This window comes from Megasphaera hutchinsoni (assembly GCF_001553405.1).
Lineage (GTDB): Bacteria > Bacillota > Negativicutes > Veillonellales > Megasphaeraceae > Megasphaera > Megasphaera hutchinsoni.
Window position 1 is genome coordinate 23,970 of record NZ_KQ960926.1, and the last position, 22,200, is coordinate 46,169.

Genomic DNA, 22,200 nt, shown 5'->3' on the forward strand with positions numbered 1-22,200 from the left:
ATCTATGAACAATACCTTTCGCATTATTTTACTAGGAATATTTGTCGCACAATCATTAGTTTTATACATCATTGAAGGTTTTATCCCTATCCCCTTTATCGCACCTGGTGCAAAATTAGGCTTAGCCAACTTAATTACAATCATCGCTTTATATTCCTTACCTCGAAAAAAAGATGTCTTTTTTATCGTCCTATTACGAATTATTTTATCCGCAGCTTTTGCGGGTGGAATAAACACCTTATTATATAGTATTGCCGGTGGCGTATGTAGTCTTCTCAGTATGCTACTCTTACAAAAAACTCGCCTTTTTTCACTATTCGGTATTAGTGCAGCTGGAGGAATATTTCATAACGTGGGTCAAGTCATTGTAGCGGCTTGTATCGTAGAAAACATTCATATTTTTCTCTATTTACCCGTTTTATCACTTGCTGGTGCTGGTACCGGCATTCTCCTCGGTATCATCGCAACTTTTACCCTACAACATATAAAAAAATTGCCCTTAATAAAGCGCCTTCATACCTTATCTTAACTATTTGTTATATATAATAAAAAGAATGCTAACCCATATGGGTCAGCATTCTTTTTATTACAAACACAAAATCAATATACACCTAATACCTAAGAAACCTGCACACCGTATTCATCTACAATCGATAGGTTACAGATAATCGCACATAATCTCCTAAAGAGAAATTTTCCGGCGTATACAGCGTATCCCGTTGTTGCAACCCTTTGGCGCCAAACGTATAGAACCCTTGCAACAACATCTTCTTTCTCGGCACATAACTGAAACCGAAAGTAAACGAACGAATACCATCTAAATAACGATCCGGTACATCTGCTCCCGTGCCACCAAAGAAAGCACCATGAGCAAACGCCTTATAATCAAGATAAGCCTGCCAACTGCCCCGGCGTTCCGTATCCGCCCGGCCTATATCCAGCCGTACTACGCCGAAAGCGGGAGCCGTTCCCGTGTCGGTAGGCACACCGTACGTATGACCGCCGTGGAAATATTTACCCAACGAAGAGAAATTCACCCCATATTCGGCGGAAAGTTGCGCATACTTGCCCACCTTAGCCTGTATGCCCGCAGCAACCACATTCGCCACTTTCATATCGGTTCCATGAATGGACTTCTTATCCCCTAACGAGCGTACATGCCATACTTCCAACCCTACTGTCGGCGTGACCTGCTTCTTCAATTGAATATACCCAGCTCTTTCCATGGCGGGAATCTTATCCTGCGCTAACAAATACCCTTCTTGCGTAATTGATTTAGGAGCACCGTACAAAGGCACCGGGGTTCCATGATTAGGATCATACATATCACCAAGCATATTATAAAACACGCTACTTACAAAATCCCCGACATTAGGTTCGGCATGTCCCGGCGACGTATCGTCATAAACAAACATATGATTACCTACAAACCCGGCAAAAAATTTATCTATTTGCTGTTCTCGTGTTAATACTTTTCCTGTGCGGGCATTTATAAACTGAAAGCCCGTTTGTTTCTCATTTTTATAGTGATCAACGATACGATCATAATAATCACTCATCATGAGGCGAATATTTTTTTCTTCTAACCGCTCTTCCGGACTAAAATTCCGATCCGGAACTTTAAGTACTTCCTTCCTCACGGCATCGCGTACCACTGCATTCCCATATCGTTGTACCCACCACGCATCTTTTTCATTTCTTTTTTTCTCTCTGTTCTCTTCATGCGCATACCAATCTTCAATGGTACCGTCCGGAAGTCGTACTTGTGCATCTCCATAATAAATGTCCAACTCTTTCCGCTGCGTCATCTTGTCAATAATTTCGTCATACGCCGAACGATACATTTTTCCTTCACTTTTCGCTTTCTGCCTCAATGTATCCGCATCCGGATAATCCACTTTCTTCACAATTTGCAACCATTCTTGTGCCACCTGCAGTTTTCTGCGGGCAATTTCCACATCCGAAAGCTTGGGATCTCGTATCCATTCCCCTTTTTCATTTTGTATTTCTCCGGCATGATTAAATTTTTCCCGATAATTATATTTACCGTTAGGATCATATTTCATAGGATAAATCATCGGTACCGAATGAATACCATCATCAGCGGCATAAACCCCGAATAATTCATTTATCGTCGGCGCCCGATGAATAACTCCATGTTCTTTATGATTGTACGCACTGTCTACGTGCCCCGTTGTACGGCTGAAATCACCGTAGCCCAGGCGGGTCTGCCACCCATGTGCGGCATCCGTATACACCAGCCGCACACCGTCGTACTCTTTATTAAACCAATAGCCGGTGACGCCCATCTTTTCGTGTATCCGTCCGATCGTATAGTCCCAAGCGGGATGTTTTATATTCACTTCCGCCGTTTCCAAACGGGCCGGCGTCAGTCCCCGCGATCCCGCTTCCCGCGACGTATCCTCTGCACCCATACGTCCTACGGCCTTCACTTCCACGTGCTTAGTAAGCGCATACGCCAGTCCCAACCGCAACCGTTGCCGGCTGCCATGGAACGAAGCGTCCGCATTATTGCGAGCCGCGTCCGCCGTCGCCGCCGTTTCTTTCGTCAGCCGCATATTCGCCTTGTTTTCCCCGGTAAACGATTCGCTGCGAACATCGTATTCCCCCCAAAGCGAGAGATGCCGCGGCGCGGACGAGGCAAAAGCATACCGGGAAATAAACGGCTGCGGTTCCCCGGACCATTGCCCCCAAGACTGAGCACCGTCAGTAAACGGCGCCGCTATATCCGCCAATTTCATATGCATCCCCAAGCGGTACGAACGTTCCTGATAGGCCCGTTCATCATCGTGATGATTAAAGAGATTATCAATGCCCAAGTATACGGCAGTATCCTTGTTGATTTGTTTTTCTACCAACATATTCCAAAGGCCGAACGTCTTTTCTTTATATTTCGCTTGCTGCTTAATATAATTGCCGTTCTTATCTTTTTTATAGGGATCCTGCACATAGCCGGAATTACTGTCCAACATGCGAATATAATAATCGCTCCATACGGTCGCCCGAATCCCCTTCTTGCGGTTGTTATACGTCACCGAAAGGTCCACCTTATGGACGGGTCTGTCCGTCAACCGCTTCGGCAAATCGCTTTCCGAATTATTAACGGCATGTAAATACGTATACCCCGCTTTTATGCTCCAGGCCGGCGTAAATTGATGACGTACTTCCGCTTCCACGCCGGTAATATCGGCGCTGCCGATGTTGCGGAAACGATAAATGCGATCGATAGAAATGGGGCGACGGTCGGCAGCCGCAATAAAGTCAAAGTCAATATATTGTCCCGTAAAATACGGTGCCAAATAATCCCGAATATGATTGTGGAAAATGCCGATCCGCGCATACGTGTTTTTATTTTCCCCTTCCAACGATACATCGATATTAAATGATTTTTCCGGCTGTAACTGCGGGTTTCCCAACCAATACCAGCCGGGATGGGCTTCGCCCGCACCGCCGAACATTTGCCAGCTGTAATACAGCTCAGCCAATCCCGGTTCGGCATAGCCCGTACCGACATTCATTTTAAGGCGTCGGTTGTTGCCGACGGTATAAACGCCGCCTAAATTAAACGTCACATGATTTCCGAACAAGTTGCTGTGATCCAAACGAAGAATGGGGCTTACGCGCAGCCGATCCGATATCTGCCACGTATCCTGCAAGTACGCATATTTCTTATTAATAGACGCTTTTCCTATAAGAAGTTGATTTTGTCGTTCCTTAAACTCTTCTCCGTAAAGCTTTCCTTTATATCGTAAATCTTGCGGAAAATCCGGAGGCACCATACCGGGGAACTCCTTTAAAGTACCGAAATACACCAAAGGAGACATGGCGGAATGATACATATCTTTCCCGATAAGCGCCGGCGAATTCTCTTTTTCCAATATTGTTTTAAACTTCGCATACCGAGCGGCAAGATCCGGAGATGCAGGTGCTCCCATCAATAAAGAAAGGGCCATTGTTTTTGCCTCTTCATACGTAATTGGCGGCAATTCCGATGTCCCGTAATATTCTCTATTCTTATCCCAAATGAACCCGTTTGCGGTTTCTTTCAACGCATAATTATGAACATGTGAATGGGGCTTATCATCTTTCATCGCTGTATTATCCGCTACCCAAAGCGATTTATCATAATCCCAGGGATCAATGGTTTCTACGCGGGTATGCGGTGCCCTTTTCAGGCGCGAACCTTCTCCCGTTTCGCGACTGTACCCCAAACCGTAAGAAAGGATATGCCGATCATTGAGCGCCGTATTCGCCGTAACATCGACGGCCCAACGGTTCTGTTTGAGCCAATCGACACCGCCCAAATCATTACAACCGCCGTATTCGTCACTCCCTTTGTCGTAATAGGTGAGCAAAGTAATATCCTGTTCCTTTACCTTCCCGTACGACGTCTGCAAGCGCCAATCCGTGCGGCCGTTCCGGCCTTCCCACATAATCCGGTTCGTATCGCCTTGTCGTACGCGTTTAAAAATCTGCATCGGTTCCAAAAAAGACCCTAACGCAGCCCGCGGATCGACCGATTTATTCCGCCGTTCCAGGTATTCCCGTTCCGTCATGGTTTGAAAGGATAGTTTCTGCCGATTATTGACGGCATATTCTCCTTGTATACCGGCATTTTTTATTTCGCCGTAATAACGTAACGACGGTTGAAAATCATTATACCAGTTGACGCCTTTTGTATATACCCGGTCCTGCGAATTAATCGGGTCGATATCCCGTTTGGATGCGGTAACGGCCACCTTCAGTTTACCGACCCGACCCGTATCGCCGCGAAAATAGTAATTCATCGGCAAAGAGGTGCCGCGAAAATCCTTGCGATAGCGAAATTCCATGCCCAATTCCGCACCCGCCTTGGACGACGGCTGTTTCGTATGGACATCAATCACGCCGCCGATGGCATCGGCGCCATATTTTGCCGACGAAGCGCCGCGCACGATTTCCATATGATCAATATTTTCCGCGCCCATACGCAGCAACGCATCCCCGGCGCCTCTGTATTTTGATAAATATCCCATTACCGGTTGTCCGTCCACGACGATCAACGTATGCCGCGGTTCCGCGCCGCGAATGGATACGCCCACATTCCCCATGGCATCTACCGTTCGCAGCACCCCGGTTTGTCGGAATACCACATCTTCCGCCGATTTAGCGCGAATTTCATTGATATCCGCTTTCGTAATGACACTGATACTTTGTGAATCATTCTTAGCATTTTCTTGTACCGCATTTGCCCGTACATGGACATTCCCGGTCGTCACGGCTGCCGTGGCGCCGACTGCCCCCGGAATTGTCAACCATGTTAAAATGGCACTAGACAATAGTATTGTACGCGATATATCACATTTTTTCTTCATACAATCCTCCTCTTTCATTACAATCTATTTATATTAAAAAATATATTATAAATTAATTTACTTTATCAATATTTATATTATCACAAATGATATTATATATTAAAATTATGTGTAATATTTTATACATACCTCCCATAAAACAAACAATAACCCCCTTCTTAGAAACTTCTAAGAAGGGGGTTATCCCTTTTCACGATACATTAATTATTTTCTATCAGCGACTGCTCTACTATTTCACATAAAATATGACCAATCATAATATGCATTTCTTGTATACGTGCCGTAACAGTGGCTGGTACGCTGATACATACATCACAAAAAGGAGCCATCTTACCACTGTTTTCACCAGTAAACCCAATCACTTTCATGCCCATTTTCTTTGCTACAGCTAATGCAGCCACTACATTTTTACTCGATCCAGAAGTCGAAAATCCAATTGCAACATCACCTTCATTGCCAATCCCTCTAACTTGTCGAGCAAATACCACATCATAGCCATAATCATTGCCAATTGCAGTTAATACGGAAGTATCTACTGTCAATGCTAATGCTGGATACGGTTCTCGTTCTTTCTGAAACCGTCCCATAAGTTCTGCTGCTAAATGTTGTGCATCCGCCGCACTTCCGCCGTTACCAAAAAAGACAATTTTTTTTCTTTGCGAAACGGCATCACACATAATCTTACTCGCTTGTTCAATTTGTGGTATGACAGAAAAGGTTTTCTCTAATACGGCCTTATGTTCAGCCATACGTTCCTCTATAATTGACATGATAATCTCCTTTTATTATTTATTTTCAAGAAAATGGATTTTACCATTATTCGGATTCATCGTACATCCATGAATGGTAAGTGTCTTTGGTAAATAAGGATTCTGTTTCAATCGTTCAACTATATCGTTAAGTGCTACCGTAGCATCTGACTCAGGCAACGTCCATCCTTCTAACTGCGGTTTTATCGCATCAATGTCTTGTTGTGCAACTCCCGCTTGTTTCATTTTTTCACATAACGAAGAAGCCGTGGTATGTGCCATTCCACAATCTTCATGCGTAATGACAATGATTTCTGTTACACCTAATTCATATACAGCGACTAATAAGCTACCGATAGCACTATCAAAAGATTCCGTAATCCGGCTGCCCGCAATTTTAATCATCACTGCCGAACCTCGCATAAGCCCCAATGCAGGTTCTAATATATATAACAAACGCGTATCCATACAAGAAATAATTGCCACATGTTTGGATGGTTGTTTATCAATTTGAGGAAGTCCCCCTTGTGATCTCATCACTTTTAAAAATTCTGTATTTGCTTCTTTTATTGAGTCTAATACGGTCGCCATTTGCCCCTCCTATTTTTTATTTTTTTCCCGAATATACGCATCTATGCCACGTGCTACTTTTCGTCCTTCTCGCATAGCTAATACTACCGTTGCTGGTTTATGTACAATGTCACCCGCGGCAAACACTCCTTCGCAACTAGTCATCCCGTACGGTTTCTTACTAGTAACAATATATCCATCTGGGTTAATAGCTAAAGAAAATGAACGTATTACGTCCAATTCAGGTTTATTGCCAATAGCACCAATAATTTTATCAACTTCAATGGTTACCATATCTCCTGTTGGCACCATTGTCGCATCTTCTAAGATCTGCTGTTTCTCATATTGTAATCCCGTTACTTTATCAGTTCCAATAACCGCTTTAGGTGCTGCATAAAAAGTAAATTGTACACCATCTAATTTCGCTTCTTCATACTCAGAAGGTAAACATTTCATGTTTTTCTCTGCTCGTCGATATACAATCGTAACGTCTGCCCCCAAGCGAATCGCTGTACGAGCCGCATCAATAGCAACATTACCTGCACCAATAACAGCCACTCGATCCCCTTTATATACAGGCACTGACGATAATGGAACTTTTCCTAGTTGTACATCTTCCACTTGTTTTAAAAAAGCCGCCGCACCAAGTACTCCTTGACATTGTTCATTCGTAATACCTAAATTCCACTCATCAGCAGTACCAAAGCCAATAAACACGGCTTCAAACCCATCTTCCCATAAGGATTGCAACGATTTATCTACCCCTATCTTAACGCCGTATTGCCAATGAGCCCCCATACGAGTTAACGCATCCGCTTCTCGTTGTACCACATCTTTATGTAACCGAAAAGTAGGAATGCCATAAGTCAACATCCCCCCCGGACAGTCTTTTGCCTCAAAAATAATCACCTCATAATCAAGAAGCAATAAATTACGTGCTACAGCTAAGCCTGAGGGACCACTGCCTAAAATAGCAACTTTACCAGCACTTCCCTTACTAACATGGAAAGGAGTAACACCCATTTCAAATGCTCGATCAGCAATAAACCGTTCTAATTTACCAATTTCAATTGGTTTTCCCTTCCGACTCCACACACATGAGCCTTCACATTGATTTTCACGCGGACACACACGCCCACAAATAGCTGGTAAATCACTATGATTATAAATATACCCTATCGCTTGCGGAATATCTCCACTAGCTAATGCCTGAATAAATTTAGGAATATCATTGCCAATAGGGCAACCACGCCGGCATAATGGTACTTTACAGTGAAGACATCGTGTTGCTTCAACCGCTGCCTCTTCTGGTGTAAAATCCCTATCGCGTATCGGTTCTTGATAAAATGAAGTTAACCGATTGTTTTCTTCAGACATGCTTTACTCCGCCTTTCTTATATCGTTAGCCACCATTTTATTAGCTTACATCTATACGAACATCATATCCTTTATTATATATATTCCTACTATGTGGGTCAAATAAATCTCTTCAATATATACTAATAAAATAAAAAAAGCTTTCTGTTGCCAGAAAGCTTTTTTTATTTTATTAGTTTCCTTCTTCTTCTTTATAACGATCATTCGTAATTGCATCCGAGCAGCATACAGCAACAACATCAGCTACATCTTCGGAAGAGCATCCACGAGAAAGATCCAAAACAGGTTTAGCTAATCCCTGAACCAATGGTCCTAAAGCCGTTGCATTAGCAAACCGCTGTACCATTTTATACCCAATATTAGCAGCATCCAGTGTTGGGAAGATGAGAACATTCGCATGTCCTGCTACTTTAGAACCAGGTGCTTTGTGTTCTCCTACATCTGGAACTAATGCTGCATCAGCTTGCAATTCACCATCAAAATCAAAATCTACATTACGCTGTTTCAAAATTTCCACGGCTTCACGAACTGTATCCACCGTTCCACCTGAACCTGAGCCTTTCGTAGAATATGAAAGTAAGGCTACTTTTGGATTTAACATTTGTACGGTACGGCGTGCACGTTGTACGCAAATGCAAGCAATATCGGCTAACTGTTCAGCCGTTGGATTTGGAATAACACCACAATCACCCAATACAAGAATACCATTATCACCATATTGTGGTGTATTCGTCAACAAAATAAAAGCCGAAGATACGGTTTTATTACCAGGACGAGGACCAATAACCTGCAAGCCTGCTCGAATAACATCAGCAGATGTAGTTGCTGCCCCAGATACAACACCATCTGCATCGCCCAATGCAACTAAGCCAGCAGCAAAAAAGGTGTAATTATTTACCATAATTTCCCGAGCTTGTTCCGTTGTCATGCCCTTTGATTTACGGCGTTCTGCAAAATATTCACACAATTCATCCATACGATAATACGTTTCCGGATCAATAACTTCCACACCAGTTAAATCAATCTGAAATTTAGAAGCATCTTTTTTAATTTTGTCTAATTTCCCAATTAAAACAATTTTAGCAAAGCCATCAGCCAACACACGTTCTGCCGCTTTTAATACACGACGACTATTGGTTTCTGGTAAAACAATCTTTTTTTGAGCCTTTGCTACACGGGCTTTTAAATCTTCAGTAAATCTCATTTTTTTATCACTCCTTAGATCGGATTATACTAAAAAAGAATTTTAATATATCTTAAATCTCTATACATTATAATACAAACATTACTCAAATAAAAGCTATATTCTATCTAATTATTTTTCATGATAAGCATACCTTAATATTATAGTCACCTTTGTTTTAACAAAAAAAAGGAACGCATATTCCATACGTTCCTTTTTTTTCTATTTGTTATGATTCTACACAAGCCAATCCTCGTTTTAACGCTTCCATATTTAATCCTATTAATTTTGCCTTTGGTCCTTTAAACATGTCATGAATCATATTTTCAATCGTTTGTACTTCTAATACCTTCGTTGCACCTACATAAGCACCTAACATAACCATATTACTAACTTTGGAATTTCCCAATTCTCTTGCAATATCATCACAAGGTACATAATACACTTTCACGTCTGTACGTTCTACTTTATCTGGTACAATACTACTATTAATAAAGATAGAGCCTTCAGATTTAACCTGTGGACCAAATTTAGCTAATGCAGCCCGATTCATAACCACTATTTCTGATGGATTTTCTACCAACGGCGATCCAATTCGTTCGTCACTGATAATAACCGTACAATTGGCTGTCCCTCCACGCATTTCCGGTCCGTATGAGGGAACCCAAGACACTTGTAAATCTTCTTCTAAACCTGCTTCAACGAGATTTTTACCAATCGACATTACGCCTTGGCCACCAAATCCAGAAAGAATGACTTCATGTTTCATATTATTGCACCTCCACATCTTTTATCACGCCAAGCGGATAATAAGGTACCATATTATCTTTTAACCATTGATTCGACTCTTGAATATCCATTCCCCAGTTAGTCGGACAAGAGCAAAGCACTTCAATAAAAGTAAATCCTTCATTATTCATTTGCCGTTTGAAAGCTTTTTGTATCGCTTTTTTCGCTTTCATTAAATTAGGAATATCCGTTACGCAAACACGTTCTGCATACACCAATCCATCTAACGTAGCAAGCATTTCAGAAACTCGCATCGGCTTTCCCGCTTGTTTTTCAGTACGTCCCGAAGGAGCTGTCGTTGCACGCTGTCCTAACAAGGTAGTAGGTGCCATCTGTCCACCAGTCATCCCATAAATCGCATTATTAATGAAAATAGTCGTAAATTTTTCACCACGCATCGCTGCATGTACAATTTCAGCAGCACCGATAGAAGCCAAATCACCATCACCTTGATAGGTAAAAACAGGTACATTCGGATGTGTTCTCTTAACTGCTGTTGCCACAGCAGGAGCCCGTCCATGTGCAGCTTCAATCATATCACAAGCAAAATAATTTCCCGCAAATACGGAGCATCCTACGGGACAAACCCCAATAGCTGTTTCAATCGCATTCATTTCTTCCAATGTTTCTGCCACTAATTTATGAACAATCCCATGACTACATCCTGGGCAATAATGCATTTCTGTATCTTGTAATCCTTTTGATTTTGCATAAATCGTTTTCATCTTATTTCACCTCCTGAACAATTCGTTCTACCGCTTGGGCAATTTCCGAAACAGTAGGAATGACACCGCCATAACGACCATAAAAATGAACTGGCTTTTGTTCTCCTACGGCAATTTTCACGTCATCTAACATTTGGCCCGTACTCATTTCTACAACTAAAACTTGTTTTACCGAATCATTTGAAACGGCATCTCTAATTTGTTTATATGGGAATGGCCATAATGTAATTGGACGAATAACGCCAGCTTTGATCCCTTTTGCACGTAGTTGTTCTGCTGCGGTAATAGAAATACGAGCAGGTGTCCCATAAGCAACAATCACAACTTCCGCATCTTCTAACTGGATTTCTTCCCAACGCAATTCATTTTCTTCAATTTTTTTATAAATATCTAACATTTTTTGGTTATGATTTTCACAATCTTGGGCATCAATTAACAAAGAGCTTAAGAAATTGTTATGATCCCGTTTTCCTCTACCACTAGCAGCCCAGTCTTTTGGGGGTAATTCTCTTTTTTTCGGTTCCTTCCAAATGATGGGTTCCATCATTTGGCCGATAAGTCCATCTGCCAAAATCATAACAGGAATTCTATATTGATCTGCTATATCAAATGCATCTTGTACTAAATCAACCGTTTCCTGTAAGTTTGAAGGTGCTAAAACGGGTGTCCGATAATCGCCATTACCACCGCCACGCGTAGCTTGAAAATAATCCGCTTGCGAAGGTTGAATAGATCCCAATCCAGGGCCTCCACGCATAACATTTACAATAACAGCGGGAAGCATCGCACCTGCCATATAGCTAATACCTTCTTGCTTTAAACTAATTCCCGGTGAAGAGGAAGAAGTCATGCAACGAACGCCAGTTGCCGCAGCTCCATATACCATATTAATAGCAGCGACTTCTGATTCCGCCTGCACAAATACGCCTCCCGATTCTTCCATTCTAAAAGACATATATTCAGGAATTTCATTTTGCGGTGTTATGGGATAGCCAAAAAAACCTTTACAGCCAGCTCTAATCGCTGCTTCTGCAATTGCTTCACTACCCTTCCAAATTTCTCTTTTCATAAATGATACCTCCCTTAATCTTTAGCAATCGTAATAATCGAATCTGGACAAATTTTTGCACAGCTCGCACAACCAATACAACTTTCTACATCTGTACATGATGCTGGCCGATATCCTTTGATATTCGTTCCTTCTTCTAACGCTAATATTTTTTTAGGACATACCGTAATACACAATCCACACCCTTTACACTTTTCTTGGTGAAACGTTAAATACATTGCCATAGCCAAACTGCTCCTTTCTACTGAAAGATTTTATTCCCATGGTTTTTTCATATATATATCCATCGGAAAGACTGGATTTACAAAATCGGTAACCGCTTCTGCCAAATTGCGTGAAACTGCATGACATACAATCGGTATATCCGTTAATGCCGAAACTTTTTCAGCCATCTCTGCGCCATTTCGAATATCATCAATTTCAGTTAATTGACAACAATGCGAATTATGCACAATACCATTAATTTTTAATCCTGCCGCTTTTTCAATTTCTCGAATATAATATACGGCTTTTTCTGGCGTATCAGATAATGGGCGATTCGCATTTACTACACAAAGAACCCTGGCATGACACCGTTTTAAATCATGACGATAACGTGCTAATACACGTGCCCCTGCAGGATTTCCGCCAATATCCATCACGCCATACCATTCAGGTTGAGCAAAGAAAGAAAATATATCAGGCGGCAACGCGGGTAAGTCTGCATCCATGTGTTGTTGCGAACTAGTAATTACCCTGCCTCCTCGTGCCTCCAATAATTCATGACATTCACGAGAACGAAAATATGGATCAACAATATCTAAATCCGCCAAAGCAAATCGATGACCCCTATCGGCTAAAGAAAATGCCAAGTTCAACGATACTTCTGTTTTTCCACTCCCAAAATGTCCTACAATAATATTTAATCGTGCTGCATCTATCCAATCTTGCATAATGATCCCCCCTACCCCCATCTCAATTTAAGCATATTTTATCATTTATTTGCTTTAATATTCACAAATATATTATATTATGTTATATTTATTATGTTCTTTTGTCATCTTAATTATAATGAAAAAATCGTCAATTATCAATATATTTTCTTTATATATTCGCAATTAATGTGTTTCATAGGAAGTCTTTACTAAAGGTAATAATTTACTACCCCTGTCTTATTTTAATATATGCATATCCTATATTCTTATTTGAAAAATTTATAAATTTACAACTTATTCATTTTATATAATATTTAAATTATCGAAAAAAAACTTTAAATGACTTAATTTATCATTATTTATATATATCGATAAAAAGCATAAAAAAATCCCTTATCTCATATGAGATAAGGGATTTTTTTATCTTTATGCTTCAATTTCTGAAACAACACCAGCGCCTACCGTACGGCCACCTTCACGAATAGCGAAACGTAAGCCTACTTCAATAGCAATCGGTGTAATCAATTCTACATCCATTTTTACATTATCACCAGGCATGCACATTTCTGTTCCTTCTGGTAACTGGATAACTCCCGTTACGTCCGTTGTTCTGAAATAAAACTGTGGGCGATAACCATTAAAGAACGGCGTATGACGACCACCTTCATCTTTTGTCAACACGTATACTTGTGCTTTAAATTTAGTGTGTGGATGAATGGATCCTGGTTTTGCCAATACTTGTCCACGTTCAATTTCTTTACGATCTACACCACGCAACAATGCACCGATATTGTCACCAGCTTCTGCCAAATCCAACAATTTACGGAACATTTCAACACCCGTAACAACGGTCTGTTTTGGTTCTTCTGCTAACCCTACGATTTCTACCGTATCGCCTACTTTAACCGTTCCGCGTTCTACACGTCCCGTAGCAACAGTACCACGACCAGTAATCGTAAATACATCTTCAACTGGCATCAAGAACGGTTTGTCCGTCGGACGATCTGGTGTCGGAATATATTCGTCAACCTTAGCCATCAATTCCAAAATGCTCTTTTCTGCTTCTGCGTCCCCTTCTAATGCTTTCAATGCAGAACCTACAACGATAGGGATATCGTCTCCTGGGAAGTCATAAGAGCTGAGCAATTCACGTACTTCCATTTCGACCAATTCTATTAATTCCGGGTCATCTACCTGATCCGCTTTATTGAGGTATACGACAATAGCAGGAACCCCTACCTGACGAGCTAACAAAATATGTTCACGGGTCTGTGGCATAGGACCATCTGCTGCGGATACAACCAAAATAGCTCCGTCCATCTGAGCTGCACCGGTGATCATATTTTTTACATAATCGGCATGCCCCGGGCAATCCACATGTGCATAATGACGTGCGTCTGTTTCATATTCTACGTGTGCCGTGTTGATTGTAATACCACGTTCACGTTCTTCTGGTGCCTTATCAATATCTGCATAATCTTCAAATTTTGCATATCCTTTTTGAGATAATACTTTTGTAATAGCAGCTGTCAATGTTGTTTTACCATGGTCAACGTGACCAATGGTTCCGATATTAACATGCGGTTTCGTTCTTTCAAAATGTTCTTTTGCCATTTTTCTCGATTCCTCCAATATTTAAATTTATTAGCTATTAGCCTTTTTCACTGATGATCTTTTCCGCTACATTTTTAGGTACTTCTTCGTAGTGATCAAAAGTCATCGTATATACACCACGTCCTTGCGTCTTAGAGCGCAAATCCGTTGCATAACCAAACATTTCTGCCAATGGCACAAATGCATTGATATGTTCCGCACCGCCACGCATTTCCATACCGTCAACGCGTCCACGCCGCGAATTCAAATCCCCAATAACATCCCCCATATATTCTTCAGGAACTACTACTTCTACCTTTGTATATGGTTCTAACAAAACAGCCTGTGCTTTTCTTGCCCCTTCTTTAAAGCCCATCGAACCAGCAATTTTAAATGCCATTTCTGATGAGTCAACTTCATGATAAGAACCATCATATACAATAACTTTAATGTCTACCATGGGGAATCCTGCTAACACGCCACTTTCCATGGCTTCTTTAACGCCAGCTTCCACTGAACCAATATATTCTTTTGGAATAGCTCCACCAACGACTTTATTTTCAAATTCATATCCTTGACCTTGTTCTTGTGGAATTAATTCCAACCAGCAATCACCATATTGACCACGACCACCAGATTGACGTTTAAAGAATCCACGTGCCTTCACACTTTGACGAATGGTTTCACGATAAGCAACTTGTGGTTTACCTACATTACAATCCACCTTAAATTCCCGCGACATACGATCAACGATAATGTCCAAATGCAATTCGCCCATACCAGAAATAATAGTCTGCCCCGTTTCAGCGTCGGTCTTAACACGGAATGTCGGATCTTCTTCAGCCAATCGAGCTAATGCAGTTCCCATTTTTTCTTGGTCTGCCTTAGTTTTTGGCTCTACTGCAACAGAAATAACTGGTTCAGGAAATTCCATTTTTTCCAAAATAATAGGATTTTTTTCATCACAAAGCGTATCGCCTGTAGTCGTATCTTTTAAGCCAACAATAGCTCCTATATCACCACTGTACGCTTCCTGTACTTCTTCTCGATGATTAGCGTGCATCCGTAAAATACGTCCTACCCGTTCTTTTTTCCCTTTGGTGGAATTATATACATACGTTCCAGCTTGCAATGTACCAGAATACACACGGAAAAAAGCTAATTTACCGACAAATTGATCCGCCATAATCTTAAATGCCAATGCGGAAAACGGTTCTTTATCATCGGCTTTCCGAAAATCTTCTTCGCCTGTGTCAGGTTTTGTTCCTGCCACCGGTGGAATGTCCAATGGCGACGGCATATAGTCAACTACTGCATCTAAGAGCATCTGAATACCTTTGTTTTTGTATGCAGATCCGCAAAGTACAGGAAACATCTTATTATGCACAACAGCACTACGTATAGCTGTTTTTATTTCTTCTACGGAAAGTTCTTCACCATCCAAATATTTCATCATGAGTTCATCATTTGTTTCACAAACCGCTTCAATCATAATCTGATGATATTCTTCCGCTTGTTCCTTCATATCTTCAGGGATATCAACAATTTCAAATTCTTTCCCCAACGTATCTTCATATACTTCAGCCTTCATGGTTATTAAGTCAATAATACCGCTAAAGGTTGTTTCAGCACCAATTGGCAGCTGAATGGCTACGGCATTTGCTTGTAACCGATCTTTCATCATTTGAACACAATTCAAGAAATTAGCCCCAGTTGTATCCATCTTATTGATAAATGCAATACGAGGTACTTGATAGTGTTCAGCTTGACGCCATACTGTTTCTGATTGCGGTTCTACCCCGCCTTTAGCAGAAAATACAGCAACAGAACCGTCAAGAACACGCAGCGAACGTTCTACTTCTACTGTAAAATCAACATGCCCAGGAGTATCAATAATATTGATGCGATGTTCTTTCCATTGTGCCGTAGTAGCGGCAGAGGTGATAGTAATACCACGCTCTTGTTCTTGTGCCATCCAGTCCATTGTAGCAGCACCTTCATGCACTTCACCAATTTTATGTACTCGTCCTGTATAGAAAAGTATACGTTCCGTTGTCGTGGTTTTACCAGCATCAATATGAGCCATGATACCGATATTTCTCGTTTTTTCCAAAGAAAACTCTCTTGCCACGATAGTCCACTCCTCTAATAATATACAAAAACCTACCAGCGATAATGAGCAAACGCTTTATTGGCTTCTGCCATTTTATGTGTATCTTCTTTCTTCTTAACAGCTGCACCTGTATTATTAAAAGCATCCATCAATTCAGCTGCTAATTTTTCTTTCATCGTACGTTCGCCTCTTTTACGAGCATACACTACAGTCCATCGAATTCCCAACGATAACCGCCGATCTGCACGAACTTCTACAGGGACTTGATAATTCGCACCCCCAACACGACGAGCACGTACTTCAAGTACCGGCATAACATTATTTAATGCTTGTTCAAATACTTCCATCGGTTCTTTATTCATTTTAGAACGGATAATATCAAATGCATCGTATACAATCGATTCAGCGATACCTTTTTTCCCGTCCAACATTACTTTATTAATAAAACGTGTTACCAATTTAGAATGATATACGGGATCTGGTAACACATCACGTTTTGGCACGGCGCCTTTTCTTGGCATATCAATTTCCTCCTTTTATGTAAGTCATCTAGTTGTACCAGCTAATTATTTAGCCTTTTTAGTGCCATACTTAGAACGCGATTGCTGACGTTCAGAAACGCCTGCTGTGTCTAAAGCACCACGAACAATATGATAACGTACACCAGGAAGGTCTTTGACACGACCGCCCCTAATTAAAACTACACTATGTTCCTGTAAATTGTGACCAATGCCAGGAATATAAGCAGTTACTTCGATAGAATTCGTCAAGCGAACACGAGCTACTTTACGCAAAGCAGAGTTAGGTTTTTTTGGTGTAGCTGTATACACACGCGTGCACACTCCCCGTTTCTGCGGGCAATTTTTTAAAGCCGGTGCTGTTGATTTGTAAATAGAATCTTGACGACCTTTTCTAACCAATTGGCTAATGGTTGGCATATGGGCACCTCCTCTCTAAACAATTAGATTTATAATGTAATCATCACCAAGTAATACTCAGCCATGATATTACCGAATTTCTTTGAGTAGTCCTACTGCAGCAGCTCGCACTTTTATACGACAAGCTCGGCCTAATTCTTCCATTGTATAAGCCATTTCTACGGGAATATGAGCTGTCTTAGCATATTCTAATAACGGGGATGACACCGCGTTATCGCAGTCCTTGGCAATATATAATTGCGCCACTTCGTTTCGTTTCATCGCTTTCAATGTTTGCTTTGCTCCTACTGTTCTGGCAATAGCATGTTCAAATACTAAGCTCACGAAACCTCACTCCTCATATGATAAATATTGTATTGACCATCCAATTAACACAATACTAAAATATTGTATCATTCCTATAAAGAAGATGTCAATTATTTTTTTCATAAACACGCATTGACTCATTACTTATGAAAACACATATCCGTGTGTTTCATTTTTATAGATGAAAATCATAAAACGAGATTTCCTATACAAGAAATCTCGTTTTATCTTCCCCAAATCCTGTTATTCTTCAGTATCCTCCAAAGATATTTGAGGTTCTTGCTCTTGCTCTTCTTCTATAATAGCCGGTGGAACCGTACTAATTACTTTTACTTTTCGATAACGACTCATACCTGTTCCTGCTGGAATGAGTTTACCAATAATAACATTTTCTTTCAATCCCAACAACGGATCCACTTTTCCTTTAATTGCGGCATCCGTTAAAACACGAGTGGTTTCTTGGAATGATGCCGCTGAAAGGAAGGACTCTGTAGCTAACGCTGCCTTGGTAATCCCTAACAACATGGGTTTACCTGAAATAGGTTGGCCTCCACTAAGTTGTATACGACGGTTCATATCTTCAAAAACATTAACATCTACATATTCACCTGGCAATACATCTCCATCCCCAGATTCTTCAATCTTCATCTTACGTAGCATCTGACGCACAATAACCTCAATATGTTTATCATTAATTCCTACACCTTGAGATTTATATACTTTTTGCACTTCATATACTAAATATCGTTGCGTTGCTTCTACACCCAATATTTGTAAAATATCATGGGGATTAATAGATCCAGCCGTCAATCGATCGCCTTTCTTTACTTGTTTACCTTCATGCACAACGAGATGTGCCCCATAAGGAATTGTATAATTTCGTTCTTCCCCATCTGCACTAATAACATGAACAACATTAATATCTCGATGATCTTCTTTTTCTCTAATCTCTACGACACCATCAATTTCCGTTACAATCGCATTTCCCTTTGGTTTACGTGCTTCAAATAATTCTTCAACACGCGGTAACCCTTGAGTAATGTCACCAGCAGAAGCAACACCACCCGTATGAAAAGTACGCATAGTTAACTGTGTGCCTGGTTCCCCAATGGACTGAGCAGCAATCGTGCCTACTGATTCCCCGACATTGACTTTACCACCCGTTCCTAAATCGCGTCCATAGCACTTCGCACAAACACCATATCTACTTCTACAAGTCAAAACGGAACGAATCCGAATGGATTTATAATACTTAGCAATTTCTTTCGCTTGTTCTGCCATAATTTCTTCATTCACGGTCACTATAACTTCACCCGTATCAGGATTTACTAGTGTTTCCGCCGCCGTTCTTCCTTCAATCCGTTCTTCAAGAGATTCAATGACCCCACTACCTTCAACTATAGCCGTAACTTCAACGCCGCGAATATCATTATTACGCACTTTTACTTCTTCTACATCACTTTGTAAAATCCGTTCAATTGCATCTTCTGTCAACAAAGTATGTGCTGCACAAATTTCAATGCCATTAGAGTCATATATGGAATTTTCAACCATTTTTCCCAACATATTTTCTATCATTGACTTCCGAATAACTTCTCTAAACCCTTCTTCTGGTGCCCCTAAAGAAACAGTTTCAATATTATTCGTATGATTCAAATCATCATTAATATCCATCTGACTGCCTCGCAAAGACAGTTTCGGTAATTGATGTTCAATAATAACATCCATATCGTCATTGGTTAATACATATTCAGATGCAAAAACCTCTTCACCCGTATTGGGATCCGCCACAGAATTTGCTAACACCCGCCCAATGAGTTTATCTCGAAGTAATTGCACCGCTTGACGGCAAGATGTAGCCAAACGAGCACGTTCACGAACCAAATCGATACCAAATACATCGCAATCATCTTCACGAACAATAACATCTTGCGATACATCGACCAAACGCCGAGTTAAATATCCCGAATCGGCCGTACGCAACGCAGTATCAGCAAGTCCTTTTCTTGCACCATGAGAAGACGTAAAATAATCCAATACAGAAAGACCTTCACGGAAATTAGCTTTTATCGGTAAGTCAATAATACGCCCCGATGGATCGGCCATCAAGCCACGCATACCCGCAACCTGACGAATTTGTTGCTTATTACCACGAGCTCCTGAATCAGCCATCATGAAGATCGAGTTAAAAGGATCCATATTATCCATCATAACTTCTGTTACATCATCCGTAGCCTTTTCCCAAATGGAGCATGTTTTACGATACCGTTCATCCTCCGTAATAAGCCCACGCTGAAATAGTTTAGAAACATTTTGTACTTGTTTATCTGCTGCATTTAAAATGTCCCATTTGCCTTCAGGAATTTGAATGTCCGAAATAGCAATAGACATACCCGCCTGACGAGCATAATAATAGCCAATATTTTTAATTCTGTCTAATAATTCAGCTGTCTTCGTATTACCAACTAAATGGAAGCAAGCATCAACAAGCTTACCAATTTCTTTTTTGCTCATCAATACACCCAAACAAGGTACATCAACAAATAATTTTCCTCGTTTAAATTCATCTACCGCTTGTTTATCAACCTTGTGCGAAGGCAATGGATGTACAGATAATAAATCTACATCAAAATTTTCTTTTAGCTGCGAAAATCCATAATCTAAAATACGTCCTTCTGCATCACGTATCTTAACCAAATGGGTAGAATCAATCACACCGTGTTCATATGCAAAGACCGTATCTTCTGGATCATCAAAGACCATAACCGAATCCGTATGATACATCCGCAATTCTTCATATAACTGATCGTTATATAACAATTTACCGGCCGTAGTTTCAATAATACCATGACCAGGAATGCGAACCTTTATAATCGCACCAATATCAATAACTTTAGCATCATACGCCAACATCACTTCATCATAACTAGAGAACCATTTTCCTTCCCCTTTGGCACCTGGTTTTGCCAACGTTAAATAATAAGCACCTAAAACCATATCCTGTGTAGGTACAGCAACAGGTTTCCCATCTTTGGGTGCCAAAATATTATGAGAAGATAACATCAACGTCCGTGCTTCTGATTGAGCTTCTACCGAAAGCGGTAAATGGCACGCCATTTGGTCACCATCAAAATCCGCATTAAACGCTGTGCATACTAATGGATGTAATTTAATAGCTCGCCCTTCCCAAAGAATCGGTTCAAATGCCTGGATACCCAAACGATGAAGTGTCGGGGCTCGGTTTAACAAAACAGGATGTTCTTGAATCACATTTTCTAATACATCCCAAACTTCACTATTGACGCGTTCAACTTTCTTCTTCGCATTTTTTATATTAGTAGCAATTCCTTTTTCCACTAATTTTTTCATAACAAATGGTTTAAATAACTCTAACGCCATTTCTTTTGGTAAGCCGCACTGATGCATTTTCAATTCTGGTCCGACAACAATAACGGAACGACCAGAATAGTCAACCCGTTTGCCCAGCAAGTTTTGACGAAAACGCCCCTGTTTCCCTTTTAACATATCAGATAATGACTTTAATGGGCGATTACCTGCACCTGATACAGGTCTTCCCCGACGACCATTATCCAATAATGCATCCACCGCTTCTTGCAACATTCTTTTTTCATTACGAATAATAATATTAGGTGCACCTAAATGTAACAATCGAGTCAACCTGTTATTTCGATTAATAACACGTCGATAAAGATCGTTTAAATCGGATGTAGCAAATCTCCCCCCGTCAAGTTGTACCATTGGCCGCAATTCCGGTGGAATAACGGGAATAACATCCAAAATCATCCATTCTGGCTTATTACCAGAATGACGAAATGATTCGACAACTTCCAAGCGCCTAATAGCACGTACACGCCGTTGTCCGGTCGCATCCCGCAGCTCTTCACGCAAGGATTTGTTTAATTCTTCTAAATCCAACTCTTGTAATAATTCCTTTACAGCAGCAGCCCCCATACCGACACGGAATTTATCGCCATACATATCCAAATACTGCCAATATTCCATTTCTGTTAACAATTGACGCTTAACCAATGGGGTGTCACCTGGATCCAAAACTAAATATGCCGCAAAATATAACACTCGTTCCAACGCCCGCGGCGAAATATCCAAAATCAGGCCCATACGACTAGGAATACCTTTAAAATACCAAATGTGCGATACCGGAGTAGCCAGTTTAATATGCCCCATCCGTTCCCGTCGCACCTTTGCCCGAGTTATTTCTACGCCGCAACGATCACAAATAACCCCTTTATAACGAATACGTTTATATTTACCACAATGGCATTCCCAATCTTTAGTAGGCCCAAAAATACGTTCGCAAAACAATCCATCCCGTTCAGGTTTCAACGTTCTATAATTGATAGTTTCTGGCTTTTTTACTTCGCCATGGGACCATTCTATAATTTTTTCTGGAGAAGCCAACCCGATTTTCATCGAATCAAAATCGTTCACATCTAGCACGAATACCGCTCCCTTCTCAT

At 40.9% G+C, this 22,200-nt stretch carries 17 protein-coding genes; 1 reads left to right on the plus strand and 16 read right to left on the minus strand.

Features of this window, described 5'->3' with window-relative positions; genetic code table 11:
- The first annotated feature begins 4 nt into the window (after positions 1-4).
- Positions 5-529 (plus strand): Gx transporter family protein, encoded by a 525-nt coding sequence (locus HMPREF3182_RS00730; RefSeq protein WP_007392001.1) that lies wholly within the window; start codon positions 5-7, stop codon positions 527-529.
- 115 nt (positions 530-644) lie between these two features.
- Here the strand turns inward: HMPREF3182_RS00730 and HMPREF3182_RS00735 are convergent, their stop codons facing one another.
- From HMPREF3182_RS00735 to rpoC, 16 genes are all read right to left on the minus strand, one after another.
- The gene (locus HMPREF3182_RS00735) at positions 645-5,375 is read right to left on the minus strand and encodes a TonB-dependent receptor plug domain-containing protein (protein ID WP_062484928.1); all 4,731 of its coding nucleotides are present in this window, start codon (positions 5,373-5,375) and stop codon (positions 645-647) included.
- A gap of 200 nt (positions 5,376-5,575) precedes the next feature.
- Positions 5,576-6,145 (minus strand): D-sedoheptulose-7-phosphate isomerase, encoded by a 570-nt coding sequence (locus tag HMPREF3182_RS00740; RefSeq protein ID WP_062484929.1) that lies wholly within the window; start codon positions 6,143-6,145, stop codon positions 5,576-5,578.
- A gap of 15 nt (positions 6,146-6,160) precedes the next feature.
- Positions 6,161-6,715 carry a beta-class carbonic anhydrase gene (locus HMPREF3182_RS00745; protein ID WP_062484931.1) on the minus strand — a complete coding sequence of 185 codons (555 nt, stop codon included), beginning with the start codon at positions 6,713-6,715 and terminating at the stop codon, positions 6,161-6,163.
- A 9-nt stretch (positions 6,716-6,724) separates the two neighbouring features.
- Positions 6,725-8,071 (minus strand): FAD-dependent oxidoreductase, encoded by a 1,347-nt coding sequence (locus HMPREF3182_RS00750; protein ID WP_062484933.1) that lies wholly within the window; start codon positions 8,069-8,071, stop codon positions 6,725-6,727.
- A gap of 172 nt (positions 8,072-8,243) precedes the next feature.
- A complete protein-coding gene (gene pta / locus HMPREF3182_RS00755; protein ID WP_007392810.1) occupies positions 8,244-9,275 on the minus strand; it encodes a phosphate acetyltransferase in 1,032 nt (343 codons plus the stop codon).
- A gap of 208 nt (positions 9,276-9,483) precedes the next feature.
- Positions 9,484-10,023: a 2-oxoacid:acceptor oxidoreductase family protein gene (locus tag HMPREF3182_RS00760; RefSeq protein WP_007392812.1), complete on the minus strand. Its 540-nt coding sequence runs from the start codon at positions 10,021-10,023 to the stop codon at positions 9,484-9,486.
- 1 nt (position 10,024) lies between these two features.
- Positions 10,025-10,768: a thiamine pyrophosphate-dependent enzyme gene (locus HMPREF3182_RS00765; protein ID WP_007392813.1), complete on the minus strand. Its 744-nt coding sequence runs from the start codon at positions 10,766-10,768 to the stop codon at positions 10,025-10,027.
- A 1-nt stretch (position 10,769) separates the two neighbouring features.
- On the minus strand, positions 10,770-11,837 hold the full coding sequence (locus HMPREF3182_RS00770) for a 3-methyl-2-oxobutanoate dehydrogenase subunit VorB (RefSeq protein ID WP_007392809.1): 1,068 nt from the start codon (positions 11,835-11,837) through the stop codon (positions 10,770-10,772).
- 14 nt (positions 11,838-11,851) lie between these two features.
- A complete protein-coding gene (locus tag HMPREF3182_RS00775; RefSeq protein ID WP_062484935.1) occupies positions 11,852-12,061 on the minus strand; it encodes an indolepyruvate ferredoxin oxidoreductase subunit alpha in 210 nt (69 codons plus the stop codon).
- Between the two features lie 30 nt (positions 12,062-12,091).
- Positions 12,092-12,769 carry a nucleotide-binding protein gene (locus HMPREF3182_RS00780; protein ID WP_062484937.1) on the minus strand — a complete coding sequence of 226 codons (678 nt, stop codon included), beginning with the start codon at positions 12,767-12,769 and terminating at the stop codon, positions 12,092-12,094.
- Positions 12,770-13,177: 408 nt separating this feature from the next.
- Positions 13,178-14,365 (minus strand): elongation factor Tu, encoded by a 1,188-nt coding sequence (gene tuf / locus HMPREF3182_RS00785; protein ID WP_062484939.1) that lies wholly within the window; start codon positions 14,363-14,365, stop codon positions 13,178-13,180.
- A gap of 37 nt (positions 14,366-14,402) precedes the next feature.
- A complete protein-coding gene (gene fusA / locus HMPREF3182_RS00790; protein ID WP_007392634.1) occupies positions 14,403-16,475 on the minus strand; it encodes an elongation factor G in 2,073 nt (690 codons plus the stop codon).
- A gap of 32 nt (positions 16,476-16,507) precedes the next feature.
- Positions 16,508-16,978 carry a 30S ribosomal protein S7 gene (gene rpsG, locus HMPREF3182_RS00795; protein ID WP_007392627.1) on the minus strand — a complete coding sequence of 157 codons (471 nt, stop codon included), beginning with the start codon at positions 16,976-16,978 and terminating at the stop codon, positions 16,508-16,510.
- A gap of 45 nt (positions 16,979-17,023) precedes the next feature.
- Positions 17,024-17,395 (minus strand): 30S ribosomal protein S12, encoded by a 372-nt coding sequence (gene rpsL, locus HMPREF3182_RS00800; RefSeq protein ID WP_007392632.1) that lies wholly within the window; start codon positions 17,393-17,395, stop codon positions 17,024-17,026.
- Positions 17,396-17,464: 69 nt separating this feature from the next.
- Entirely contained in the window at positions 17,465-17,719 is a 255-nt protein-coding gene (locus HMPREF3182_RS00805) for a ribosomal L7Ae/L30e/S12e/Gadd45 family protein (RefSeq protein WP_007392635.1), read from the minus strand.
- A gap of 225 nt (positions 17,720-17,944) precedes the next feature.
- Positions 17,945-22,180: a DNA-directed RNA polymerase subunit beta' gene (gene rpoC, locus HMPREF3182_RS00810; RefSeq protein WP_062484941.1), complete on the minus strand. Its 4,236-nt coding sequence runs from the start codon at positions 22,178-22,180 to the stop codon at positions 17,945-17,947.
- Positions 22,181-22,200: the final 20 nt, after the last annotated feature.

Coding starts and splice junctions, on each gene's coding strand:
- HMPREF3182_RS00730 (WP_007392001.1), top strand. CDS start 5: ATGAACAATACCTTTCGCATTATTTTACTAGGAATATTTGTCGCACAA.
- HMPREF3182_RS00735 (WP_062484928.1), bottom strand. CDS start 5,375: ATGAAGAAAAAATGTGATATATCGCGTACAATACTATTGTCTAGTGCC.
- HMPREF3182_RS00740 (WP_062484929.1), bottom strand. CDS start 6,145: ATGTCAATTATAGAGGAACGTATGGCTGAACATAAGGCCGTATTAGAG.
- HMPREF3182_RS00745 (WP_062484931.1), bottom strand. CDS start 6,715: ATGGCGACCGTATTAGACTCAATAAAAGAAGCAAATACAGAATTTTTA.
- HMPREF3182_RS00750 (WP_062484933.1), bottom strand. CDS start 8,071: ATGTCTGAAGAAAACAATCGGTTAACTTCATTTTATCAAGAACCGATA.
- pta (WP_007392810.1), bottom strand. CDS start 9,275: ATGAGATTTACTGAAGATTTAAAAGCCCGTGTAGCAAAGGCTCAAAAA.
- HMPREF3182_RS00760 (WP_007392812.1), bottom strand. CDS start 10,023: ATGAAACATGAAGTCATTCTTTCTGGATTTGGTGGCCAAGGCGTAATG.
- HMPREF3182_RS00765 (WP_007392813.1), bottom strand. CDS start 10,768: ATGAAAACGATTTATGCAAAATCAAAAGGATTACAAGATACAGAAATG.
- HMPREF3182_RS00770 (WP_007392809.1), bottom strand. CDS start 11,837: ATGAAAAGAGAAATTTGGAAGGGTAGTGAAGCAATTGCAGAAGCAGCG.
- HMPREF3182_RS00775 (WP_062484935.1), bottom strand. CDS start 12,061: ATGGCAATGTATTTAACGTTTCACCAAGAAAAGTGTAAAGGGTGTGGA.
- HMPREF3182_RS00780 (WP_062484937.1), bottom strand. CDS start 12,769: ATGCAAGATTGGATAGATGCAGCACGATTAAATATTATTGTAGGACAT.
- tuf (WP_062484939.1), bottom strand. CDS start 14,365: ATGGCAAAAGAACATTTTGAAAGAACGAAACCGCATGTTAATATCGGA.
- rpsG (WP_007392627.1), bottom strand. CDS start 16,978: ATGCCAAGAAAAGGCGCCGTGCCAAAACGTGATGTGTTACCAGATCCC.
- rpsL (WP_007392632.1), bottom strand. CDS start 17,395: ATGCCAACCATTAGCCAATTGGTTAGAAAAGGTCGTCAAGATTCTATT.